The sequence below is a fragment of the Rhizobium sp. N621 genome (genome assembly GCF_001664325.1).
Taxonomy (GTDB): Bacteria; Pseudomonadota; Alphaproteobacteria; order Rhizobiales; family Rhizobiaceae; genus Rhizobium; species Rhizobium esperanzae.
The window spans coordinates 775,533-795,527 of sequence record NZ_CP013495.1 but is presented as its reverse complement, the minus strand read 5'-3'; the positions used below and the strand labels follow the sequence as shown (position 1 = coordinate 795,527).

Below are 19,995 nucleotides of genomic sequence, written 5' to 3'. Positions count from 1 at the left end.
ACCGCTCCTAGTGACGAATGCGCGGATTGATGAAGCCGTAGAGGACGTCAACAATCAGATTGACCAGCATGATGACCCCGGCGATCAGGAGAAGGCCGCCCTGCACCACCGCGTAATCGCGCTTGAACACCGAATCGACCATCCATTTGCCGATGCCCGGCCAGGAGAAGATCGTCTCGGTGAGGATGGCGCCGGCAAGAAGGACACCGATCTGCAGGCCGATCGTGGTGATGACGGGGATCATTGCATTGCGCAGCGCATGCACGCCGACGACGCGCAGCGGCTTCAAACCTTTCGAGCGTGCGGTGCGGACATAGTCCTCGCCGAGAACCTCAAGCATGGCCGAGCGCGTCTGGCGGGCGATGACGGCGAGCGGGATGGTCGCCAGCACGATGGTCGGCAGAATGAGATAGCTGACGGCCGAGGCAAAGGCCCCTTTCTGACCTGACAGCAGGCTGTCGATCAGCATGAAGCCGGTCACCGGCTTGAAGAAATACATCAGGGAGATACGGCCGGAAACCGGCGTCCAGCCGAGATAGCCGGAGAAGAAGATGATGAGCAGCAGACCCCACCAGAAAATCGGCATGGAATAACCGACGAGGGCGACACCCATCACGCTCTGATCGAACCACGTGCCTCGCTTGACGGCGGCAAAGACGCCGGCGGGCACGCCGAGACAGACGGCAAGGATGATGGCGCAGAAGGACAGTTCCAGCGTTGCCGGAAACAATGTCAGGAATTCGCCGAGGACCGGCCGCTTGGTGACGATCGAGGTGCCGAGATCGCCCTGCAGCACTTTTCCGAGATAATCGAAATACTGCATATACATGGGCCGGTCGAAACCGAGATCGTGCATGATCTGGGCGTGCCGCTCCGGCGCCATGACGCGTTCACCCGAGAGCAGCATCACGGGATCTCCGGGCAGCAGGCGGATGAAAGAGAAGGCAATCAGGGAAACGCCGAGGAATGTCGGGATCAGCACCGCAAGGCGGCCGATGAAAAAACGCAACATGGCAGATGTCCAATAGTTTCCGGCGGTCAGGAGGGTCCTGACCGCCGGCTGTGCCCAGTACTACCGGGCATTTTTACATTATTCTTGTTATTCGGATACGTCGACGCCGTCGAAACGGTGAATGCCGAGCGGGTCCATCTTGAAGCCCGAGACTTTCTTGCTCATCGGAACGAAGACGAGCGAATGGTCGAGGGTCGCCCAAGGGCCTTCCTTCTTGAAGATCAGCTGCGCCTGCTCATAGGCCTTGGTGCGCTCGCCGACATCGGCCGTCATCTTGGCCTTCGTCATGAGGTCGTCGTATTCCTTGTTGCACCACTGGGCGCGGTTGTTGCCGCCGACGGCATCGCAGCCGAGCAGCGTATCCATGAAGTTGTCGGGATCGCCGTTGTCGCCGGTCCAGCCGAGGATGACGGCGCCATCGCGCTTCACGTCGGAGGAAAGCTTCAGGTACTCGGCCCACTCATGCGTGACGATCTCGACCTTGACCCCGACCTTGGCGAAATCGGCCTGGATCAGTTCGGCGGCGCGGCGTGCGTTCAGCATGTAGGGGCGCGACACCGGCATCGCCCAGACCTTCATGCTGAGATCCTTGACGCCGGCATCGGCGAGAGCCTTCTTGGCCGCATCCGGATCGTACTTGTCGTCCTGAACGGCGTCGTTATAGGACCACATGGTCGGCGGGATCGGGTTCTTGGCAACGGTGGCCGCGCCCTGGAAGACGGCGTCGACGATCGCCTGCTTGTTGATCGCCATGTTGAGCGCCCGGCGAACCTCCGGCTTGTCGAAGGGCGCCATCTGCGTGTTGTAGGCGAGGTAGCTGACATTGAGGCCAGCCTGCTCCTCGACAACGAGGTTCTTGTCCTTCTTCAGTTCAGGAACGTCGGCGGCATTCGGATAAGGAATCAGGTGGCACTCGCCGGCCTTCAGCTTCTGAGCGCGGACGGCGGCGTCAGAGGTGATGGCGAAAACCAGATCGTCGATCTTTTCCTTGCCCTTAAAATAGGTTTCGTTCGCCTTGTAGCGGATGACGGCATCCGGCTGATAGGCGACGAAGGTGTAGGGGCCGGTACCGAGCGGCTGCTGGTTCAGCTGCGCCATCTTGCCGTCGGCGGCCAGCTTGTCGGCATATTCCTTGGACATGATGGAAGCAAAGTCCATGGCGAGGTCGGCCAGGAACGGTGCTTCGGGATGGTTGAGCGTGAACTTCACCGTGAGGTCATCGACCTTCTCGACCGACTTGATCAGTTCCGGGAAGCCCATGCCGGCGGCGTATTCGTAAGAACCGCCCTCGACATACTTGTTCCACGGATTGTCGGACTTCAGCTGACGCTCGAAGGAGAAGACGACGTCGTCGGCGTTGAAATCGCGCGTCGGCGTGAAGAAGTCGGTGGTCTGGAACTTGACGCCGGGATGAAGTTTGAAAGTGTATTCCTTGCCGTCGTCCGAAACGCTCCAGCTGTCGGCCAAACCGGGTTCGATCTCGGTGCCGCCATGCTTGAATTCGACGAGGCGGCTGTAGACGGTGCGCGAGGACGCATCGAAGGTCGTGCCTGCCGTATAGAGGCTCGGGTCGAAGCCTTCCGGCGAACCCTCGGAGCAATAAACAAGGGTCTTGGACCAGGCCGACGTCGCCATGACCGAAATCAGGGCCGTCGCTGCCAGCATGACAGAGATCTTTTTCATAATATTGTTTCCCGGTTGTTCTTTTTTGATGTCTGGAGACCACAAAGGCATCCCGATCGACGGTCGATGGAACGACATTTATCTACTGAAAGCAACGGGCTACGGAGAAAATTTTTCCAGCTGGACAATTTTAGAAATTTTTCGTCAAAAATCAGCCTCATTCGGAAATTTTCGGATAAAAATGTCCGGCATTTCGTCGCATTTTGGATAATTGCGCCCTCTCAGCAGCGCATGCTGGACATTTCAGCATCCCTAAGCGCAACCAGAGGCCGCAAACAAAAACCGCGATTGCCGAGGCAACCGCGGTTTCATAAGTCAGACCTGTTTCTTGCAATCAGGCGGCGGGGGCAACGGCCGCCGGCTTGCGGTAGTGGTGCTCGCCGGTGATACCGAGGAGGAAATTGATCTGGGGGCGGGCCTTGACGAGGTCATCGATCGAATATTCGGAGAGCACGCCGAAGAAGGCGTTGAGCGCCTTGCGCAGCGCCGAGTTCAAGCCACAGCTGTCGACCAGCGGGCATTCGACCATGCCATCATCCTCGAAGCATTCGGCCATGGCAAAACTGTCTTCCGTGACCCGGACAACGTCGAAGAGCGTGATTTCGGCCGCCGGCTTGCCCAGGCGCACACCGCCGTTGCGGCCGCGGACCGTCTCCACCAGGCCGGCCTTGTTCAGCGGCTGGAGGATCTTGAAAAGAAAGAGTTCGGAAACCCCGTAGGCCTTGGCAATTTCCGGAATCCGGCTCAGCTGCCCTTCGTTGGCAGCACAATACATCAACATGCGAACCGCATAGTTGGTCTGCTTCGTCAACCGCATGCCGATCTCCTGACTCGTGCCTGTTCAGACGTATATAGGCGGTTTGACAGTTTTGAACAATTCCAAAATATGAAATTTGCATTCAGCTTATGAGGCCATTTGCCACAACGTCAATCCTGCTCCGTGGTCTTCCGGTTGTAGTCCAAAATGGCTGCCAACGCTCAAATGAAACGGGGGCCAAAGGGCCCCCGAATTGCAGGTCGAGTGATCGTCCAGATTACTTCATCGTCGGCATGACGAATTCTGCGCCGCTCTTGATGCCGGAAGGCCAGCGGGCGGTGACGGTCTTGGTCTTCGTCCAGAACTTGATCGAATCCGTGCCGTGCTGGTTGAGGTCGCCGAAGCTCGATGCCTTCCAGCCACCGAAAGAGTGGTAGGCGAGCGGAACCGGGATCGGAACGTTGACGCCGATCATGCCGATATTGATGCGCGAGGCAAAATCGCGGGCAGCATCGCCGTCGCGGGTGTAGATCGCGACGCCGTTGCCGTATTCGTGCTTCATCGGCAGCGACAGTGCTTCTTCATAGTTCTGGGCGCGAACGACGGAAAGGACAGGCCCGAAGATCTCGGTCTTGTAGATATCCATGTCCGGCGTGACGTGATCGAACAGGCAACCGCCGACGAAATAGCCGTCTTCATAGCCTTGGAGCTTGAAGTCGCGGCCGTCGACGACGAGCTTGGCGCCTTCCTCGATGCCGCGGTCGATCAAGCCGCGAACACGGTTATAGGCTTCCTTGGTGACGAGCGGGCCCATGTCGGCCTTCTCGTCTGTGTAAGGGCCGATGCGCAGCGATTCGATCTTCGGCGTCAGCTTCTCGACCAGGCGGTTGGCGGTCTCCTCGCCGACCGGAACGGCAACCGAGATCGCCATGCAGCGCTCGCCGGCCGAACCGTAGCCGGCGCCCATCAGCGCGTTGACGGCTTGGTCCATGTCGGCATCCGGCATGATGATCATGTGGTTCTTCGCGCCGCCGAAGCACTGGGCGCGTTTGCCGTTCATCGCCGCCGTGCCGTAGACGTAGCGGGCGATCGGCGTCGAGCCGACGAAGGAGACGGCGCCGATATCCGGATCGGTGAGGATGGCGTCGACGGCGCCCTTGTCGCCGTTGACGACATTGAGGATGCCGGCGGGAAGACCGGCTTCGATCATCAGTTCGGCAAGACGGATTGGCAGGGACGGATCACGCTCGGAGGGCTTCAGGATGAAGGCATTGCCGCAGGCGATCGCCGGCGCGAACATCCACATCGGGATCATGCCGGGGAAATTGAAAGGCGTGATGCCGGCGCCGATGCCGACCGGCTGGCGGATCGAATACATGTCGATCGCCGGACCCGCGCCCTCGGTGAATTCGCCCTTGGCGAGATGCGGGATGCCGCAGACGAATTCGCAGACTTCGAGGCCGCGAACGACGTCGCCCTTGGCGTCCTCGATCGTCTTGCCGTGTTCCTTCGAAATCAATTCGGCAAGTTCGTCCATATGCTTGTTCAGGAGCTCGACGAACTTGAAGAAGACGCGAGCGCGGCGCTGCGGGTTGGTGGCAGCCCATTTCGGCTGCGCGGCCTTGGCGTTCTCGACGGCGGCGCGAAGCTCCTCGACGCTGGCGAGGGCGACGGTCGCCTGCACTTCGCCGGTCGCCGGATTGTAGACGTTGCTCACGCGGCCGCTGGTGCCGGCGACCTGCTTGCCGCCGATGAAATGTCCGATCTCACGCATGGATGTTCCTCCTGTTTGGATGACCTACAATCGCACTTCAATTTGCACAAATCAATGCGTTGATATAAGCAACCGTTGTGCACGTTTTATAGTTTCTATGCAGGTGCTGCTGCTTCCAAACTTGGCGCGGCATGCGGACAAGTCAAACTCAGGGAGGGCCCATCGATGAGCCAAAATCCGGTCGTGCGAATGGCTGAGCTGGAGATCGCCGCCGAGAGGCTTGAAGCCTATCGCGCATTGCTTGCGGAGGAAATCGAGGCTTCGGTCGCTCTGGAAGACGGCGTCCTTTCGCTGAGCGCTGTTTCCATCCGCGAAGCTCCAAGCCGCGTTCGTATTCTCGAAGTCTACGCCGACCGGGAGGCCTATGAGGCGCACCTGCGGACACCGCATTTCCTCAAATATAAAAGCGAGACGGCCGGCATGGTGACGTCGCTGACGCTGATCGATGTCGACCCGATTGCAATGCGGACCAAGTGATGAACTGGGATGACGTTCGCATTTTCCTGGCCGTCGCCCGAACCGGACAGATCCTTGCCGCTTCGAAACGCCTGGGGCTTAACCACGCCACGCTTTCGCGCCGGCTGACGTCGCTCGAAGCGGCACTGAAGACGCGGCTCTTCGTCCGCCGCACGAACGGCTGCGAGCTGACGGCCGAAGGTGGCATCTTCCTTAATGCCGCCGAGCGGATGGAAACCGAAATGCTCGCGGCGCAGGCCAATCTCGGCCACACCGACACGGCGATCGCCGGGACGGTGCGCGTCGGCGCGCCCGATGGTTTCGGCGTCTCCTTTCTGGCACCCCGCATGGGCAGGCTGATCGAACGCCACCCGGAGCTGAAGATCCAGCTCGTGCCGGTGCCGCGCTCCTTCTCGCTGTCGCAGCGTGAGGCCGATATCGCCATCACGCTGGAACGTCCCGAACAGGGCCGGCTCGTCTCCTCCAAGCTGACGGACTATACGCTCGGCCTCTATGCCTCGCGCGACTACCTCGCCTCACACGGCAGACCGGGCGATGTCGAGGCGCTGAAGGCGCATCCGCGCATCGGCTATGTCGAGGATCTGATCTTCACCGCCTCGTTGAATTTCTCCGGCGAGGTAATGCGCAGCTGGGACGCCGGCTTCGAAATCTCGACGGCGATCGGCCAGACGGAGGCGGTGCGATCAGGCGCCGGCATCGGCATCCTGCACGATTATATCGCCCGGCAGTATACGGAGCTCGAGCGCATCCTGCCTGACATTTCGATCCGGCGCGCCTATTGGACGACCTATCACGAAACGGCGCGCGATCTCGTTCGCGTCAGAAGCGTCGTCGATTTCCTGCAGGAACTCGTCGGCGCCGAGCGCCACATCTTCCTTTAAGTCTCCGAAACGTGCTTGGCCGGCTCGTCGTTTTCATCCGGATTTGGAACAGGCGCCTCGTCCGGAAGCCGGTCCGGCTCCGGCTCGGTGATCGGCGGCACCGGTTTCCAGCCGGGTGCCGGCATCGGCGGCTGATCGGGAATGGGTTCGTTGGGCACGGACATGACCGCCTCCCTTTTATGTTTGCGATGTTTGTCGGGGCTATTTGTCCGACTTCAGCATCTCCGCGCGCAGCGGCATACTGTCGATAATGATGAAGAGCTCGCCACTGTTGATCGGCTCGCTGACCTTGAGCTTGACGGTGCCGTCCTTGCCGACAAGGAAGGCGGCGAATTCACCCGTCTCCGGCGCATCGAGATCGCAGCGGATCGCTTCGCCGTCGAGGCCATCGGCAGCGCCGAAAAGCGCCCGGACCTTGCCGCCCGAAACCTTCAGCACCACCATATCGCGTTCATCGAGCGCGCTGCGGTCGGCCAGCAGCTGGTTTTCCTGGTGCGCCGCGCGGGCATTGTCCCTGTCGGCGAAAAGAATGAAGACGCGATTCTTCCACTGGAATGCGGCCAGGCTTTCGATTGGCGAATAGCGCCGTTCGTCTCGTCGATCTTGGTCGCGCCGTAGAGCAGGGTTTTCGACATGCGTATTCTCCCGTCAGCTTGGAGAACGGTCCGAGATGGCACGGGTTCCATCTAATCGACAGGATCCTGGTTTTCGTGCCCTCACCTGCAGATTGCGCGCTGCACTTTTGCGCGACATGCGCTGATCCCGCTGCCGTGCCCACCGTTGATCGAACGAGCTACGCCCGCAACGACGTCCGTCAATATCCGCCGGAATTGACTCACGCCGTTACGTGTTCATCCTCTCCCCGGCAAAAATGTGCCGCGCGGTCCGAGCATAGATCAAGCGAACAAGAAGTCCCACGACTGCAGACTTGAAAGAGCGACATTCCTTAACGTTATGGTGTTGTCGGGATCGGCCATGATAACTGTATCATTCCCGGACTGCTCGCTTGCCGCAAAAAGCGATTCCCAATCGACGAAAATGTTGTGGTCGATCGAGATTGCGTCATGTGCGGAGCCGGTTGCCACGAAGTTGGTGATCGTATCGTGGCCCCAGTTCGACGAATAAACGAAGACATCGGCTGCCGCCCCCCCAGTGAGGGTATCGTTGCCGGCGCCACCCGTCAGTGTATTTGAACCACTGCCGCCGACGATAACGTTGTCTAGCGCATTCCCTGTTCCGGCAAAGGGCCCCGTTCCGATAAATGTGAGGTTCTCGACATTGGTCTCCAACGTGTAGGCGGCCAGTATCGTGCGAACCGTATCGGTCCCTGCGTCGGCGGCTTCGGTGACGATGTCGCCGGCATTATCGACGATGTAGGTGTCGTGGCCCGCACCACCGATCAAGGTGTCCGCACCTGCCGCGCCATTCAGCGTGTCATTGCCGGCGCCGCCGGTGATCGTGTTGGCGAGACCATTGCCGGCGCCGCTGAAGTTGGCCGATCCGGTATAGGTCAGGTTCTCGACATTGTTGCCGAGCGTATAGCCTGCCAGTGTCGTGCGAACCGTGTCGGTCCCTGCGTCGGCCGCTTCGGTGACCATGTCGCCGGCATTGTCGACGATATAGGTGTCGTCGCCTGTCCCGCCGATCAAACGATCGGCCCCGGCTCCACCATTCAGCGTATCGTTGCCGTCGCCGCCGGCAAGCGTATCGGCGGCAGCGCCACCCGTGATCGTGTTGTCGAGGCTATTGCCTATCCCGACAAAGGCTGCCGTGCCGATGTAGGTGAGATGTTCGACATCGCTGCCAAGCGTATAGCTTGCCAGGGTCGTGCGAACCGTGTCGGTCCCGGCGCTGGCGGCTTCGGTGACGATGTCGCCGGCATGATCGACGATATAGGTGTCGTCGCCCGCCCCGCCGATCAAGCGATCGGCACCGCCCCCACCATTCAGCGTATCGTTGCCGACGCCGCCGGAAAGCGTATCGGCGGCAGCGCCACCCGTGATCGTGTTGTCGAGATCATTGCCTGTTCCGACGAAGGCTGCCGTGCCGATATTGGTGAGGTTCTCGACGTCGCTGCCAAGTGTGTAGTTCGCCAGCGTCGTGCGAACCGTGTCGATCCCCTCATCGGCCGCTTCGGTGACGATGTCGCCGGCATCGTCGACGATGTAGGTGTCGTTGCCCGCACCGCCGATCAAGGTATCCGCATCTGCGCCGCCATTCAGCAGATCGTTGCCGGCGCCGCCGGTGATCGTGTTGGCGAACGCATTGCCGGTGCCGGTGAAGTTGGCGGATCCCGTATAGGTCAGGTTCTCGACATTGACCAATGCGGCGATCGAATAGGCTGCAAGCGCCGTGCGGATTTCGTCGGTGCCGGCGCCGACCGCCTCCTTGATCACGTCGCTGGCACTGTCGACCACATAGATGTCGTTGCCGGCACCACCGTCAAGCGTGTCGTTGCCGGCGCCGCCGTCCAGCGTGTCGTTGCCGGCGCCGCTGGTGATCGTGTTGGCGAGCGCATTGCCGGTGCCGGTGAAGCTGCCGGATCCCGTAAAGAGCAGGTTCTCGACATTCGCACCCAGTGTGTAGGCGGCCAGCGTCGTGCGAACCGTGTCGATACCGACGACGGCCGCTTCGGTGACGATGTCGCCGGCATTGTCGATGATATAGGTGTCGTTGCCCGCACCACCGATCAAGATGTCCGCACCAGCCGCGCCATCAAGCGTGTCATTGCCGGCGCCGCCGGTGATCGTATTGGCGAGGCTATTGCCTGTCCCGGCAAAGGCTGCCGTGCCGATAAAGCTCAGGTTCTCGACGTCGCTGCCAAGCGTATAGCTCGTCAGTGTCGTGCGAACCGTGTCGGCTCCCTCATCGGCGCTTTCAGTGACGATGTCGCCGGCATTGTCGACGATGTAGGTGTCGTCACCCTCACCGCCGATCAAGCTGTCCGTACCGGCCCCGCCATTCAGCGTGTCATTGCCGGCGTCGCCGGTGATCGTGTTGGCAAGCGCATTGCCGGTGCCGGTGAAGCTGGCGGATCCCGTGTAGGTCAGGTTCTCGACATTGACCAATGCGGCGATCGAATAGGCTTCAAGCGCCGTGCGGATTTCGTCGGTGCCGGCGCCGACCGCCTCCTTGATCACGTCGCTCGCACTGTCGACCACATAGATGTCGTTGCCAGCACCACCGTCAAGCGTGTCGTTGCCGGCGCCACCGTCCAGAAGATCGTTGCCGGCGCCGCCGGTGATCGTATTCGCGAGACCATTCCCAGTCCCAGCGAAATCACCGGTGCCGATGAAGATCAAGTTTTCGACATTATTGGTCAAAGCATAGGAAGAAAACGTCGTCTTGACCAGATCGGCTCCTTCATTCGGCCTTTCAGTGACGACGTCGCCAACGTTATCGACAAGATAGGTGTCGTTGCCCGCTCCGCCGAGCAGTATGTCTGCTCCGGCCTTCCCGTCCAGGGTGTCGGCACCTGCCGCACCCCGGATCGTATTGGCGAGGCTATTGCCCGTCCCGGTAAAGGCTGCCGTGCCGCTATAGGTGAGATTGTCGACATTGGCGGCCAGAGTGTAGCTTGCCAGCGCCGTTTGCACCGTATCGATGCCCTCATCGGCGTTTTCGGTGACGACGTCGGACGCGTTGTCAACAATGTAAGTGTCGTTGCCCGTCCCCCCGATCAGCGTGTCGGCGCCAGCCCCGCCATTCAGGGTGTCATCACCGGCACCGCCCGACAAAATATCGATGGCCGCGCCGCCGGTGATGGTGTTGTTGAGGTTGTTGCCAGTGCCGGCAAAAGAACCCGAGCCGATTTTCGTGAGGTTCTCGACGTTGGCGCTCAGTGTGTAGCTCGCAAGATACGTCTGAACCGTGTCAATGCCCTCGTCGACGTTCTCGATGATAGTGTCGCCGGCATAGTAAGCGACATAAATATCGTTGCCGGTCCCACCGATAAGCGTGTCAGCTCCCCAGCCACCGTCCAGAGTATCGTTGCCTGCCCCACCAGAGAGCGTATCGTCGCCTAACCCACTAGTGATTATATTGTCGAGGCTATTACCGGTACCAGTAAAATTGCCGTTAGCTACGAAGGATAGGTTCTCGACATTGGCGATGTCTGCAAGCGAATAAGTAGCAAGATCGGTCCGGATCTTGTCAGTGCCGCCGTCGACCGCCTCGACCACGATATCGCCGAGACTATCGACCTCATAGGTATCGTCGCCCGCGCCACCGATCAGCGTGTCGTCGCCGGCCTCCCCATCAAGCCAATCAGATCCCGTCCCGCCGGTGATCACATTGGCCGCCGCATTGCCTTCACCGATGAACGTGGTGGTGCCGGTGTAGGTCAGGTTTTCGACGTTGGTGCTGAGTGTATAAGAAAGCGTCGTCCGGACCGTATCCGTCCCCTCATTGGCATTCTCAATCACGGAGTCGCTGGCATTGTCGACGATGTAGATGTCGTCGCCGACCCCGCCCGACAGCTTGTCGATTCCGGTCCCGCCGTTGAGCGTATCATTACCGGAATCGCCGGTCAGGGAATCATTTCCGGCATTGCCCCAGAGCGTATTGTCCGCCTCGTTCCCCGTAACCGTATCGTTGCCGGAGCCGGCCTTAACATTCTCGATCAATGATGCAACATTGTCCTGATAAAGCAGGGCGTTGAAAATGTTGCCGCGGGCATAACCATTATTCGGACCTCCTCCCAGATCGGCCAACTGGCCCTGGGAAAAGACCGAGTACCCCCCTGCTCGCAAGTCGATTTTGAGGGCGGTGGTATAAGCGCTCAAATCATAGGTATCGATGCCGCCGCCGTCCCAGATTGTCGCGAAGATGCGGTTGGCAGCGGGCGTGATGGCCGCAACGCCGTTGACATAGGTGATGCCCTGGTTCGGATTCCATTTGTAGACGGTATCGCCACTGTTTGTGGTGTAGTCCGCACCATACATTTCCTGCAGGGCGGCGATGTCGAGCATCATGAAGGTTTGCGGCGCGCCATCATGCTCATACTTGTACCCACTCAAACTGTCCCCCACATACGTGTGGTAGGTCATGATCGTATATTCGAGCGAGTCGTAGGCGTTCGGAACGACCGTCGGATTGGTAACTTCCGATTCATGAGCATGTTTCAATCCGAGAGCGTGACCCAGCTCGTGCGCTAACGTATGGCCTGCATAATTGCCGAACCTCGGAAAGCGAAGATCATCTTCGGTGCCGGCATATTCCGTCCCGAACCAGACATCGCCTGCCGGCTCGCCGGCATCCGGAGTATAGGCCCATGCCGTCGGAGGCAGCCACGATTGAGCGAACCGCACCGTTGCGGTATCCGCACTTCCGGCCTCAAAGTTGGCGTTCGTAAATCCCTCTACGGAGAAGCCGTCGTTTGCCGCGCTCCCATAGGACTGCTCCATAAAGAACAAAGCGAGAGACTTCTGCTGCGACGAAATTGACGAGAAAGAATAGTTTTTCTCGCCACTATAGTCATACGATGACGGGGTCGTGGGAAACGCATAGGTTATCGTTCCGTCCCAGGCGGCGCCGCTGAAGAGCCCGTCAACTTTCTGATCCCCAGTCGAAATGACATTCTTCGTCGAAGTAATGAGGTCCGTCATAAAATCCCCGTCTGCCTATTCCATTTCGGCCGCGCTTAACGCCGATTTCCCTCTGCTCCATTTGAAGAGGAAATTCAACTAAAAGCTTTATTTCTGTTCGAGAAGGTTTTTGATCTTGGCGACTAGCGCTTATGAAGCGCTTCCTCCGCAACCTCTAACAAAGGCTAGAAGACATATTCGAGGATCCTGTGCTCTGCCCGTCCGAACCTTCGCAATTGCTCGCATGACGGCACTTAAATTGAAGTTACGGTCATCTGCTGAAATTTAATAAGGCTCCAGGCTATCGGGAAATCGAGGTCCGGATTGTTTCGGCGTCCCCGAACGTTGTCTCCGTCTCTCTTGCCGCGGGTCGGCTTCGCGGTTCGCATCTTTCGCAATTTTGTTTGCGTTGGTGGATCGTTCTGGATCGAGTGGCGGATTGTCGCAATGCGAACCTCGCTGCTGCTGCGTGCCGCATACGTAGCTCACCCAGCGGTATGGCACCATACGGACTGGTTGTGCTTCTCAAATGTTCGAGTTGATGTGGTAAATAAGCAGCAAATTCGCCGTCGGAAGCTTAGGCTCTCTTTAGGCGCCGCTCATTTTGCCTTCGGGATGTTGCTTGTTGTCAGGAGGCGCGGCTTTGTCTGCCATTCCACACGTAAAGCCCGCGCTTTTCAGCAAGACGCTCTGGCCTCGGTGCGGAAATCATTTCCAGATACGGTTAAACGTCGTACCGATGATGTTCGGCTAAATGAGGTTAGCTGAAATGATTTGCCTGACAGGGAGTTCGCGTGGAGAAATGGTACGGTTGGGGGGTCTCGAACCTCCGACCTCAGGTGCCACAAACCTGCGCTCTAACCAACTGAGCTACAACCGCATGAATCACGTTTGACGCGACGGGGGTCACATACGAGGACTTGAGGATGAATTCAAGTCCCATTCCTCGTCAATATACAAAAAGGCTGGACGCGAGGTCCAGCCTTTTGTTTCCGATCGGCATCGACCGATCAGGCGACCTTGAAGGACGCCATGGCCTTTTCGGCGGCTTCCTTGGAGGGCTTTGCGAGCTTTTCGGCAACCTGCTTGGTGGTTTCCTGCATCGACTTCGCCTGATCGACGGCAAGCTCGGCCTGCTTGCGCAGGAACGAGGTCTGCAGCTCGATGAATTCGGCGACGGACTTGACGCCGAGCAGTGCTTCCATGTGCGAGAGCGAGGTTTCGGCGTTGACGCGAAGGACGTCGATCGCCTTCAGGCCGATCTCGACGGTGCCGGCCTGCGCCGTCTGAACGGTGGCCTCGAGCGTCTTGCCGGCTTCTTCGCCAGCGGTCTTCAGCTTGGCATAGGCGTCTTTCGACTGCTGGGCGCCCTTTTCAGCGAATTCGCGGAAGGATTCAGCCAGCTTGGAGGGATCGAAAGAAGCGATTGAAAAAACGTCATCGGTCTTTATGGTAGCCATGGGTCGCATTCCTTTGGGCTAAGGCAGTTGCTGCCTGGGATCATCGAATGACATCTATATAGGGCATTCTATTGTGCATTGCAACATAAATTGTGCGGCGCACAAGTCGTTAACCCTTTCGGCTGAAAGCACCCCGCTGTTCTGGACCGGCATGCGACCTGCAGTTATTAATAAGCCGTTAATTTAGAAGGCCGACAGCGACAAGGTTCGATCATGCCCGCAGTCCAATATCCGTTCATCGATATCGCCGTGCATGCGCGGGTGCGGGAACGCTTTTCGCGCGGCGAAGCCATGGTGCTTTTTTCAGCCGATCTTGCCCGCCTGCTCTGGGCAAACGGCGCAGGTGCGGAGCTTTTCAGCCATTCAGCGGTCTATGACCTGCTCGATCAGGGCGTCGATCGCACCGACATCACCTTTCGGCAGCTGGAAACGGCGGCGCGTCAGCTCGCCGATATCGGCGACAACAGAAGCCTGATGATCCGCGTCGCCAAGGGCTTTCAGCGCGCGCAGGTGCAGGCGGCCGCCGAACTGATCCGGCTTTCATCGGGCGAGAACGCCATTCTGTTTTCCGTGCCGGTGTCGGCAAGGCCGCTGACGGCAGGCGCTGCGGCGGCCCAGATGCTGCAGGGACTCGATGATCCCGACACGCATATGGCTGTCATCGGCGCCAATGGCGAGGTGATCGCGGCCTCGCCGGGCTTTGCCTCGCTCGCCATATCAGGCGAGACCGCAAAGGCCTTGATCAACCTTGCAGGCGCACATCCCGACCGCCTGGTAAAGCGCCCGGTCGCCACCGGCAGGGGTTATCTTCCGGCCGCGGTCGGCAGGCTCAGCGACGAGCCGGCGCTCAATCTGCTTTTTGCCGTGGAAACCGCGATCGGTCATCTCGATCCGATCGATGCGCCCGTAGTCGACGAAGTCGATGCACCGCCGCAGACGGCTGACGCGCCGGCGGGGGAAGAAGGCACATCGTCATCCGAGCTTCCTCGGCAAGAGGCGGCTACGGCGACCGGCTTCGGCGAGATCGTCGATGCGGTCTCGGGGATCGAAGAGGTCGAGGAGACGCTGGAGGAGATCGCTGACGACCGGGAACATCCGGCAGAGGCGGCTCTCACATCCGCAGAGGCGGCGGTTGCCGACGAGAATCCGGCCGCAGACGAAGCGGCGGAGAACGACGGCGCGACCGAGAGCGGCATGGATGAGGCCGACCAGACGGCGGAAGCGACCGCGATGGCGGAGACACCTGCCGAGACCGGCCAACTGCCGTTCGATGAGGCGCCGGACGCCGTGCGCGAAGAGCCGGCCGTCGCAGCAATCGCAGCTTCCGACGCGCCCCCTGCCCCGTCGCTTGCGCCCGAGCCCGGGTTCGTCTTCAGGCCGAATAGCCGCGCCACCCGCTTCGTCTGGAAGATCGATGCGGAAGGCCGGTTCAACGAGGTCAGCCACGAATTTGCCGAGGCCGTCGGTCCGCATGCATCCGCCATCATCGGCTCCGCCTTCAGCGATATCGCCGCTCTCTTTAATCTCGACCCCGACGGCAAGATTTCCGAGGCCCTCGCGCGCCGCGACACATGGTCGGGCAAGACGATCCTCTGGCCGGTCGAAGGCACGAGCCTCGTCGTTCCGGTCGATCTCGCCGCACTGCCGACCTATACCCGCAACCGCGACTTCGACGGCTTCCGCGGCTTCGGCGTCGTCAGGCTTTCCGACGCGCAGGAAGATCCGCTGGCGCTCGGTCTGACGCTCGGCCCGAACGGCGTTGGCCATGATGCGGCAGGCCTCGGCCCGACGGCCGACGCTGTCAGCGAACCGGCACACGACATTGACGCCGCGCCCGAAGCGGTCCCGGCAGAAACGATCGCGGCGGACGCGATCGAGGACCACCCGCAGACCGAAGAGACGCCTTTCGAAGCGACCGGAGAAGAGGCCGGCTTCGAGCCGCCCGCCCGGGAGAGCGCCGCCGAAGAGATGCAGGAGAGCACCGGTGAAGCGCCGGCGGCCGATGCTGCAGACGAACCCCCGCCGCTTCGCATCGTGGAAACGCCCAATCGCCGTTCCACCGACAAGGTCGTACAGCTTCACAGCACAGGCGCCGCATTGACGGCCGCCGAACAGGCGAACTTCCGCGAAATCGCCAAGCGCCTGGAAGCCTTCGGCGCCCGCAGGGAAGAGCCCGACGCCCCGCCGACGGGCACTACCGCCACGGAAGCGGTGTCCTTTGAAGAAAGAGCGGCGCCCGAAGCCATCACCGGCGAAACGCCCGCCGCTACGGTCGACGCCGCTTCGGTCGAGGAGACGGCGCCGCAGGAGGCAATCTTCGAGAACGCGGTCGACCCGCTGCGCGAAGACGCCGCTGAAGAGCCCGACGCCATCGCCGAGGACGAGGCGACGGAAGGGCTCGAGGAGACGGTCAGCCAGATTGAGGTTCTCACAAGCTTCATCCCGCCGCGCGTGAAGATGATTGACGGGCTTTCGGCCGGAACGGTCGATCAATTGCCCGTCGCGGTGCTTATCCATGTCGGCGATGCGCTGATCCATGCCAATCCCGAATTCATGCGGCTGACGGGCTACCACTCGCTCGACGCGCTGCGTGAGGTCGGCGGTATCGAAGCCCTGCTGCAGCGCCGCGAACTTGAGGAAAAGGCAGCCGGTTCCGGCACCATGATGCTCGTCAAGGCCGACGACACGCTGATACCGGTGACTGCGCGGCTGCAATCGGTGCGCTGGGAAGATGCCAACGCCCTGATGCTGGCGCTGATGCCGGTGGAACGCAAGGAAGACGCCCGCGCCGAAACCGGCCGGTCGGAAGCGCGTCCGGAACGGATGGTCGAGAAGGTCGCCAAGCTTCAGGTCGAAGTGGAGGAATTGCGCTCGATCCTGGAAACGGCGACCGATGGCGTGGTCGTCATCGGCACCGAGGGTGATATCCGTTCGATGAACCGGTCGGCGAGCGCGCTGTTCAATTACGACGAGCAGGAGACGCGCGGTAAACCCTTCGTCATGCTGTTTGCCCATGAGAGCCAAAAAGCGGTCCTCGACTATCTGAACGGCCTTGCCGGCCACGGCGTGGCAAGCGTGCTGAACGACGGGCGCGAAGTGATCGGCCGCGAGGCCGGCGGCGGCTTCGTGCCGCTGTTCATGACGATGGGCCGGCTTACCTCCTCGAACGGCTATTGCGCCGTCATCCGCGATATCACCCAGTGGAAACGCACCGAGGACGAGTTGCGCAACGCCAAGGGCGCGGCTGAAACCGCCAACGCCCACAAGACCGATTTCCTCGCGCGCGTCAGCCATGAAATCCGCACGCCGCTCAACGCAATCATCGGCTTTTCCGACATGATGGCGGGTGAGCGCTTCGGTCCGATCGGCCATCCCCGTTACATCGAATATGCCAACGATATCGGCCGCTCCGGCCGGCACGTCCTCGATATTGTCAACGATCTCCTCGACATTTCGAAGATCGAGGCGGGCGAGATGGATCTTGACTTCGCCGCCGTCGGCCTCAACGAGGCGGTCTCGGAGGCCGTCGCCCTCGTCCAGCCGCAGGCGAACGGCCAGCGCGTCATCATCCGCACGGCGCTGTCGCATTCGGTGCCCGAGGTCGTAGCCGATCTGCGCTCGATCAAGCAGATCGCGCTCAACATCCTGTCGAACGCCATCCGCTTTACCCCGTCTGGCGGACAGATCGTCGTTTCCACCTCCTATGAGGTGAATGGCAGCGTGGTGTTGAGGGTCCGCGATACCGGCATCGGCATGACGCGCGCCGAACTCGATCATGCGATGAAGCCGTTCCGCCAGGTCTCCTCGACCCAGTCACGCCATCGCGGCGATGGCACCGGGCTCGGCCTGCCGCTGACCAAGGCGATGGTGGATGCCAATCGGGCGACATTCTCGATCAATTCGGCGCCGAACGAAGGCACGCTCGTCGAGATCACATTCCCGTCGCAGCGCGTGCTGGCAGGCTGATCCCTATCGACGGAGCGGAGCCGCCTGAAGGCTGATCCCTATCGACGGAGCGGAGCCGCCTGAAGGCTGGACGGCAGGCAAAAAAAAGGCAGCCAGAGGCTGCCTTGAATGGGTGCTGTTCAACAAGAGCTCAGTCGATCAACGTCATGTTTCGTAAGCCCGGAGGCTTCAGGCCGCCTCGTTCATGTGCGGCCCCCAAGTTGTTTCACCTTTGACAAAGGTTTCTTAACGAAATGTTTCCATGACAGGGCATTGCTGAATGGTGAAAGCTTGTGGTTTACGATTGTTTATCAGTCCCTCAGTTCGCTCAAATCAGCGAAGAGCCGCAGCGCTTCGGGGTTGGCGAGCGCCTCCTGGTTTTTCACCGGCCTGCCGTGAACCACCTCACGCACTGCAAGCTCGACGATCTTGCCGGATTTGGTGCGGGGTATATCGGCTACCGCGATGATCTTTGCCGGCACGTGGCGCGGCGACGCGCCGGTGCGAATACGCGTCTTGATCGCCTTGACGAGATCCTCGGTCAGCGTCACACCAGGGGCAAGGCGGACGAAGAGGATGACACGCACGTCGTCATCCCACTCCTGGCCGATGCACAGCGCCTCGGCCACCTCGTCCATCTGTTCCACCTGATTGTAGATCTCGGCCGTGCCGATGCGCACCCCGCCGGGGTTGAGCGTCGCATCCGAGCGGCCATGGATGACGAGGCCGCCATGCTCCGTCCATTCGGCAAAATCACCGTGGCACCAGACATTGTCGAACCGCTCGAAATAGGCGGCGCGATATTTGGCGCCATCTGGGTCGTTCCAGAACATGACAGGCATGGAGGGGAAGGCCTTGGTGCAGACGAGTTCGCCCTTCTCGCCGCGCACCGGCTTGCCGTCATCGTCCCAGACGTCGACCGCAAGGCCGAGACCAGGACCCTGGATCTCGCCGCGCCAGACCGGCTGCAGCGGATTGCCGAGCACGAAACAGGAAACGATATCGGTGCCGCCGGAGATCGAGGCGAGTTGCACGTCCTGCTTGATGCCCTCATAGACGAAGGTGAAACCCTCCGGTGACAGCGGCGAGCCGGTGGAGGTCATCAACCGAAGGCTTGAGAGATCGTGGCTTTTGCGCGGCGTCAGCCCGCTCTTACGCACCGCATCGATATATTTTGCCGAGGTGCCGAAAATCGCAAATTTTTCCGCCTCGGCATAGTCGAACAACACATTGCCGTCAGGTGCAAAGGGCGAGCCGTCGAACAGGCAGAGCGTGGCGCCGCTGGCGAGGCCGCTGACCAGCCAGTTCCACATCATCCAGCCGCAGGTGGTGAAGTAAAAGAGCTTCTCGCCCGCCTGCAGGCCGCAATGCAGACGGTGCTCCTTCAGATGCTGCAGCAGTGTGCCGCCGGCCGAATGCACGATGCATTTGGGTACACCCGTCGTGCCCGAGGAAAAGAGAATGTAGAGCGGATGGCCGAAAGCAAGCGGCGTGAATACGATCTCGCTGGCCTCATAGGGCGCAATGAAGGCCTCCAGCGTCGAAGCCTCTGATGTCTTGCCCGCCACCGCCTCGGCATCGCCGGCATAGTGGACGACGATCGTGGGGACACCGAGGCTTTTCGCCACTGCCGCAACCTTGGAGCCGACATCCTGCAGCTTGCCGGAGTACCAATAGGCGTCGCAGGCGATGAAGAGCCGGGGGCCGATCTGGCCGAAGCGATCGAGCACACCCTGCTCGCCGAAATCGGGAGAGCAGGATGACCAGATGGCGCCGATCGAGGCGGCGGCGAGCATGGCGGCGACGGTCTCCGGGATGTTCGGCATCATGGCGGCGATGCGGTCGCCCTTGCCGATGCCGAGTGCCGCGAAGGCCTGCTGCAGCCTCGAGACCAGCGCGCGCAACCGATCCCACGACCAACGGTCTTCGGCCTTGTCCTCGCCGCGGAAGATGATGGCGTCGGCCTCACCGCGGCCGGGCAGCAGGTTTTCGGCGAAATTCAGCGTCGCGTCGGGAAAAAAGCGGGCGCCGAGCATGCTGTCGCCGTCGACGAGGACCTCTGCGCCGCGCTCTCCCTTCACGCCGCAGAAATCCCAGACGGTCGACCAGAACTTCTCCCGCTCGGCAACCGACCAGGCATGCAGATCGTCGAAGCCCGAAAGCGAAAGCCCGAACTCGCCATTGCAGCGCTCGATGAAGGCATGGATCGGGCTTCTTGCGACCGCCTCGGCCGAGGGCACCCATAGTGGCTTATTATCCTGCATTCATTCCTCCTCCCCAATGCCGTCTTTATATCATGCTGCATTGCATTATAAAGTGCGCAACTGCCCGATCCCAAACCTAAACCGCTGGCATAAACCGGATTCATGCGACGCGGTCGGCTCTTCGTTTTATGATGTCATTGTCCCGGAACCGCTGCAC

11 protein-coding genes, 1 tRNA gene and 1 pseudogene are annotated in these 19,995 nt (G+C 60.5%); 3 read left to right on the top strand and 10 right to left on the bottom strand.

Annotated features, from left to right (window positions below):
- Nucleotides 1–7: 7 nt before the first annotated feature.
- From AMK00_RS03860 to AMK00_RS03845, 4 genes are all read right to left on the bottom strand, one after another.
- On the bottom strand, nucleotides 8–1,012 hold the full coding sequence (locus tag AMK00_RS03860; protein ID WP_038686996.1) for an ABC transporter permease subunit: 1,005 nt from the start codon (nucleotides 1,010–1,012) through the stop codon (nucleotides 8–10).
- Between the two features lie 87 nt (nucleotides 1,013–1,099).
- Complete coding sequence (locus AMK00_RS03855; RefSeq protein WP_064800738.1) at nucleotides 1,100–2,695, bottom strand: ABC transporter substrate-binding protein; 1,596 nt, start codon at nucleotides 2,693–2,695, stop codon at nucleotides 1,100–1,102.
- Between the two features lie 334 nt (nucleotides 2,696–3,029).
- A complete protein-coding gene (rirA, locus tag AMK00_RS03850; protein ID WP_064800737.1) occupies nucleotides 3,030–3,512 on the bottom strand; it encodes an iron-responsive transcriptional regulator RirA in 483 nt (160 codons plus the stop codon).
- 217 nt (nucleotides 3,513–3,729) lie between these two features.
- Nucleotides 3,730–5,226 carry a CoA-acylating methylmalonate-semialdehyde dehydrogenase gene (locus tag AMK00_RS03845; RefSeq protein ID WP_064800736.1) on the bottom strand — a complete coding sequence of 499 codons (1,497 nt, stop codon included), beginning with the start codon at nucleotides 5,224–5,226 and terminating at the stop codon, nucleotides 3,730–3,732.
- 165 nt (nucleotides 5,227–5,391) lie between these two features.
- On the opposite strand from AMK00_RS03845, the gene AMK00_RS03840 reads away from it, so the two are divergent.
- Both AMK00_RS03840 and AMK00_RS03835 read left to right on the top strand, forming a co-directional pair.
- Nucleotides 5,392–5,703: a putative quinol monooxygenase gene (locus AMK00_RS03840; protein WP_064809626.1), complete on the top strand. Its 312-nt coding sequence runs from the start codon at nucleotides 5,392–5,394 to the stop codon at nucleotides 5,701–5,703.
- Complete coding sequence (locus tag AMK00_RS03835) at nucleotides 5,703–6,584, top strand: LysR family transcriptional regulator (protein WP_064800734.1); 882 nt, start codon at nucleotides 5,703–5,705, stop codon at nucleotides 6,582–6,584. The genes AMK00_RS03840 and AMK00_RS03835 overlap by 1 nt, the downstream gene beginning before the upstream one ends.
- Here the strand turns inward: AMK00_RS03835 and AMK00_RS32390 are convergent.
- From AMK00_RS32390 to AMK00_RS03815, 5 genes and pseudogenes are all read right to left on the bottom strand, one after another.
- Entirely contained in the window at nucleotides 6,581–6,748 is a 168-nt protein-coding gene (locus AMK00_RS32390; protein ID WP_088395265.1) for a hypothetical protein, read from the bottom strand. The two genes, AMK00_RS03835 and AMK00_RS32390, sit on opposite strands and share 4 nt — an antisense overlap.
- Nucleotides 6,749–6,785: 37 nt before the next feature.
- Nucleotides 6,786–7,219, bottom strand: a pseudogene (locus tag AMK00_RS03830) (DUF4174 domain-containing protein).
- A gap of 261 nt (nucleotides 7,220–7,480) precedes the next feature.
- Nucleotides 7,481–12,190: a M10 family metallopeptidase C-terminal domain-containing protein gene (locus AMK00_RS33520; protein ID WP_064809625.1), complete on the bottom strand. Its 4,710-nt coding sequence runs from the start codon at nucleotides 12,188–12,190 to the stop codon at nucleotides 7,481–7,483.
- Between the two features lie 782 nt (nucleotides 12,191–12,972).
- Nucleotides 12,973–13,049 (bottom strand) — tRNA-His (locus AMK00_RS03820).
- 130 nt (nucleotides 13,050–13,179) lie between these two features.
- Complete coding sequence (locus tag AMK00_RS03815; RefSeq protein ID WP_011424084.1) at nucleotides 13,180–13,629, bottom strand: phasin; 450 nt, start codon at nucleotides 13,627–13,629, stop codon at nucleotides 13,180–13,182.
- A 213-nt stretch (nucleotides 13,630–13,842) separates the two neighbouring features.
- Here AMK00_RS03815 and AMK00_RS03810 point away from each other — a divergent pair, with 213 nt between their 5' ends.
- On the top strand, nucleotides 13,843–17,595 hold the full coding sequence (locus AMK00_RS03810) for an ATP-binding protein (RefSeq protein ID WP_064809624.1): 3,753 nt from the start codon (nucleotides 13,843–13,845) through the stop codon (nucleotides 17,593–17,595).
- Nucleotides 17,596–17,885: 290 nt separating this feature from the next.
- On the opposite strand, the gene AMK00_RS03805 is transcribed toward AMK00_RS03810, so the two are convergent.
- Nucleotides 17,886–19,838 carry an acetoacetate--CoA ligase gene (locus AMK00_RS03805; protein WP_064809623.1) on the bottom strand — a complete coding sequence of 651 codons (1,953 nt, stop codon included), beginning with the start codon at nucleotides 19,836–19,838 and terminating at the stop codon, nucleotides 17,886–17,888.
- Nucleotides 19,839–19,995 lie beyond the last annotated feature (157 nt).

Bases quoted from the DNA above. Each gene is read 5' to 3' on its own strand.
- AMK00_RS03860 (WP_038686996.1), bottom strand. From the start codon at position 1,012: ATGTTGCGTTTTTTCATCGGCCGCCTTGCGGTGCTGATCCCGACATTC.
- AMK00_RS03855 (WP_064800738.1), bottom strand. From the start codon at position 2,695: ATGAAAAAGATCTCTGTCATGCTGGCAGCGACGGCCCTGATTTCGGTC.
- rirA (WP_064800737.1), bottom strand. From the start codon at position 3,512: ATGCGGTTGACGAAGCAGACCAACTATGCGGTTCGCATGTTGATGTAT.
- AMK00_RS03845 (WP_064800736.1), bottom strand. From the start codon at position 5,226: ATGCGTGAGATCGGACATTTCATCGGCGGCAAGCAGGTCGCCGGCACC.
- AMK00_RS03840 (WP_064809626.1), top strand. From the start codon at position 5,392: ATGAGCCAAAATCCGGTCGTGCGAATGGCTGAGCTGGAGATCGCCGCC.
- AMK00_RS03835 (WP_064800734.1), top strand. From the start codon at position 5,703: ATGAACTGGGATGACGTTCGCATTTTCCTGGCCGTCGCCCGAACCGGA.
- AMK00_RS32390 (WP_088395265.1), bottom strand. From the start codon at position 6,748: ATGTCCGTGCCCAACGAACCCATTCCCGATCAGCCGCCGATGCCGGCA.
- AMK00_RS33520 (WP_064809625.1), bottom strand. From the start codon at position 12,190: ATGACGGACCTCATTACTTCGACGAAGAATGTCATTTCGACTGGGGAT.
- AMK00_RS03815 (WP_011424084.1), bottom strand. From the start codon at position 13,629: ATGGCTACCATAAAGACCGATGACGTTTTTTCAATCGCTTCTTTCGAT.
- AMK00_RS03810 (WP_064809624.1), top strand. From the start codon at position 13,843: ATGCCCGCAGTCCAATATCCGTTCATCGATATCGCCGTGCATGCGCGG.
- AMK00_RS03805 (WP_064809623.1), bottom strand. From the start codon at position 19,838: ATGCAGGATAATAAGCCACTATGGGTGCCCTCGGCCGAGGCGGTCGCA.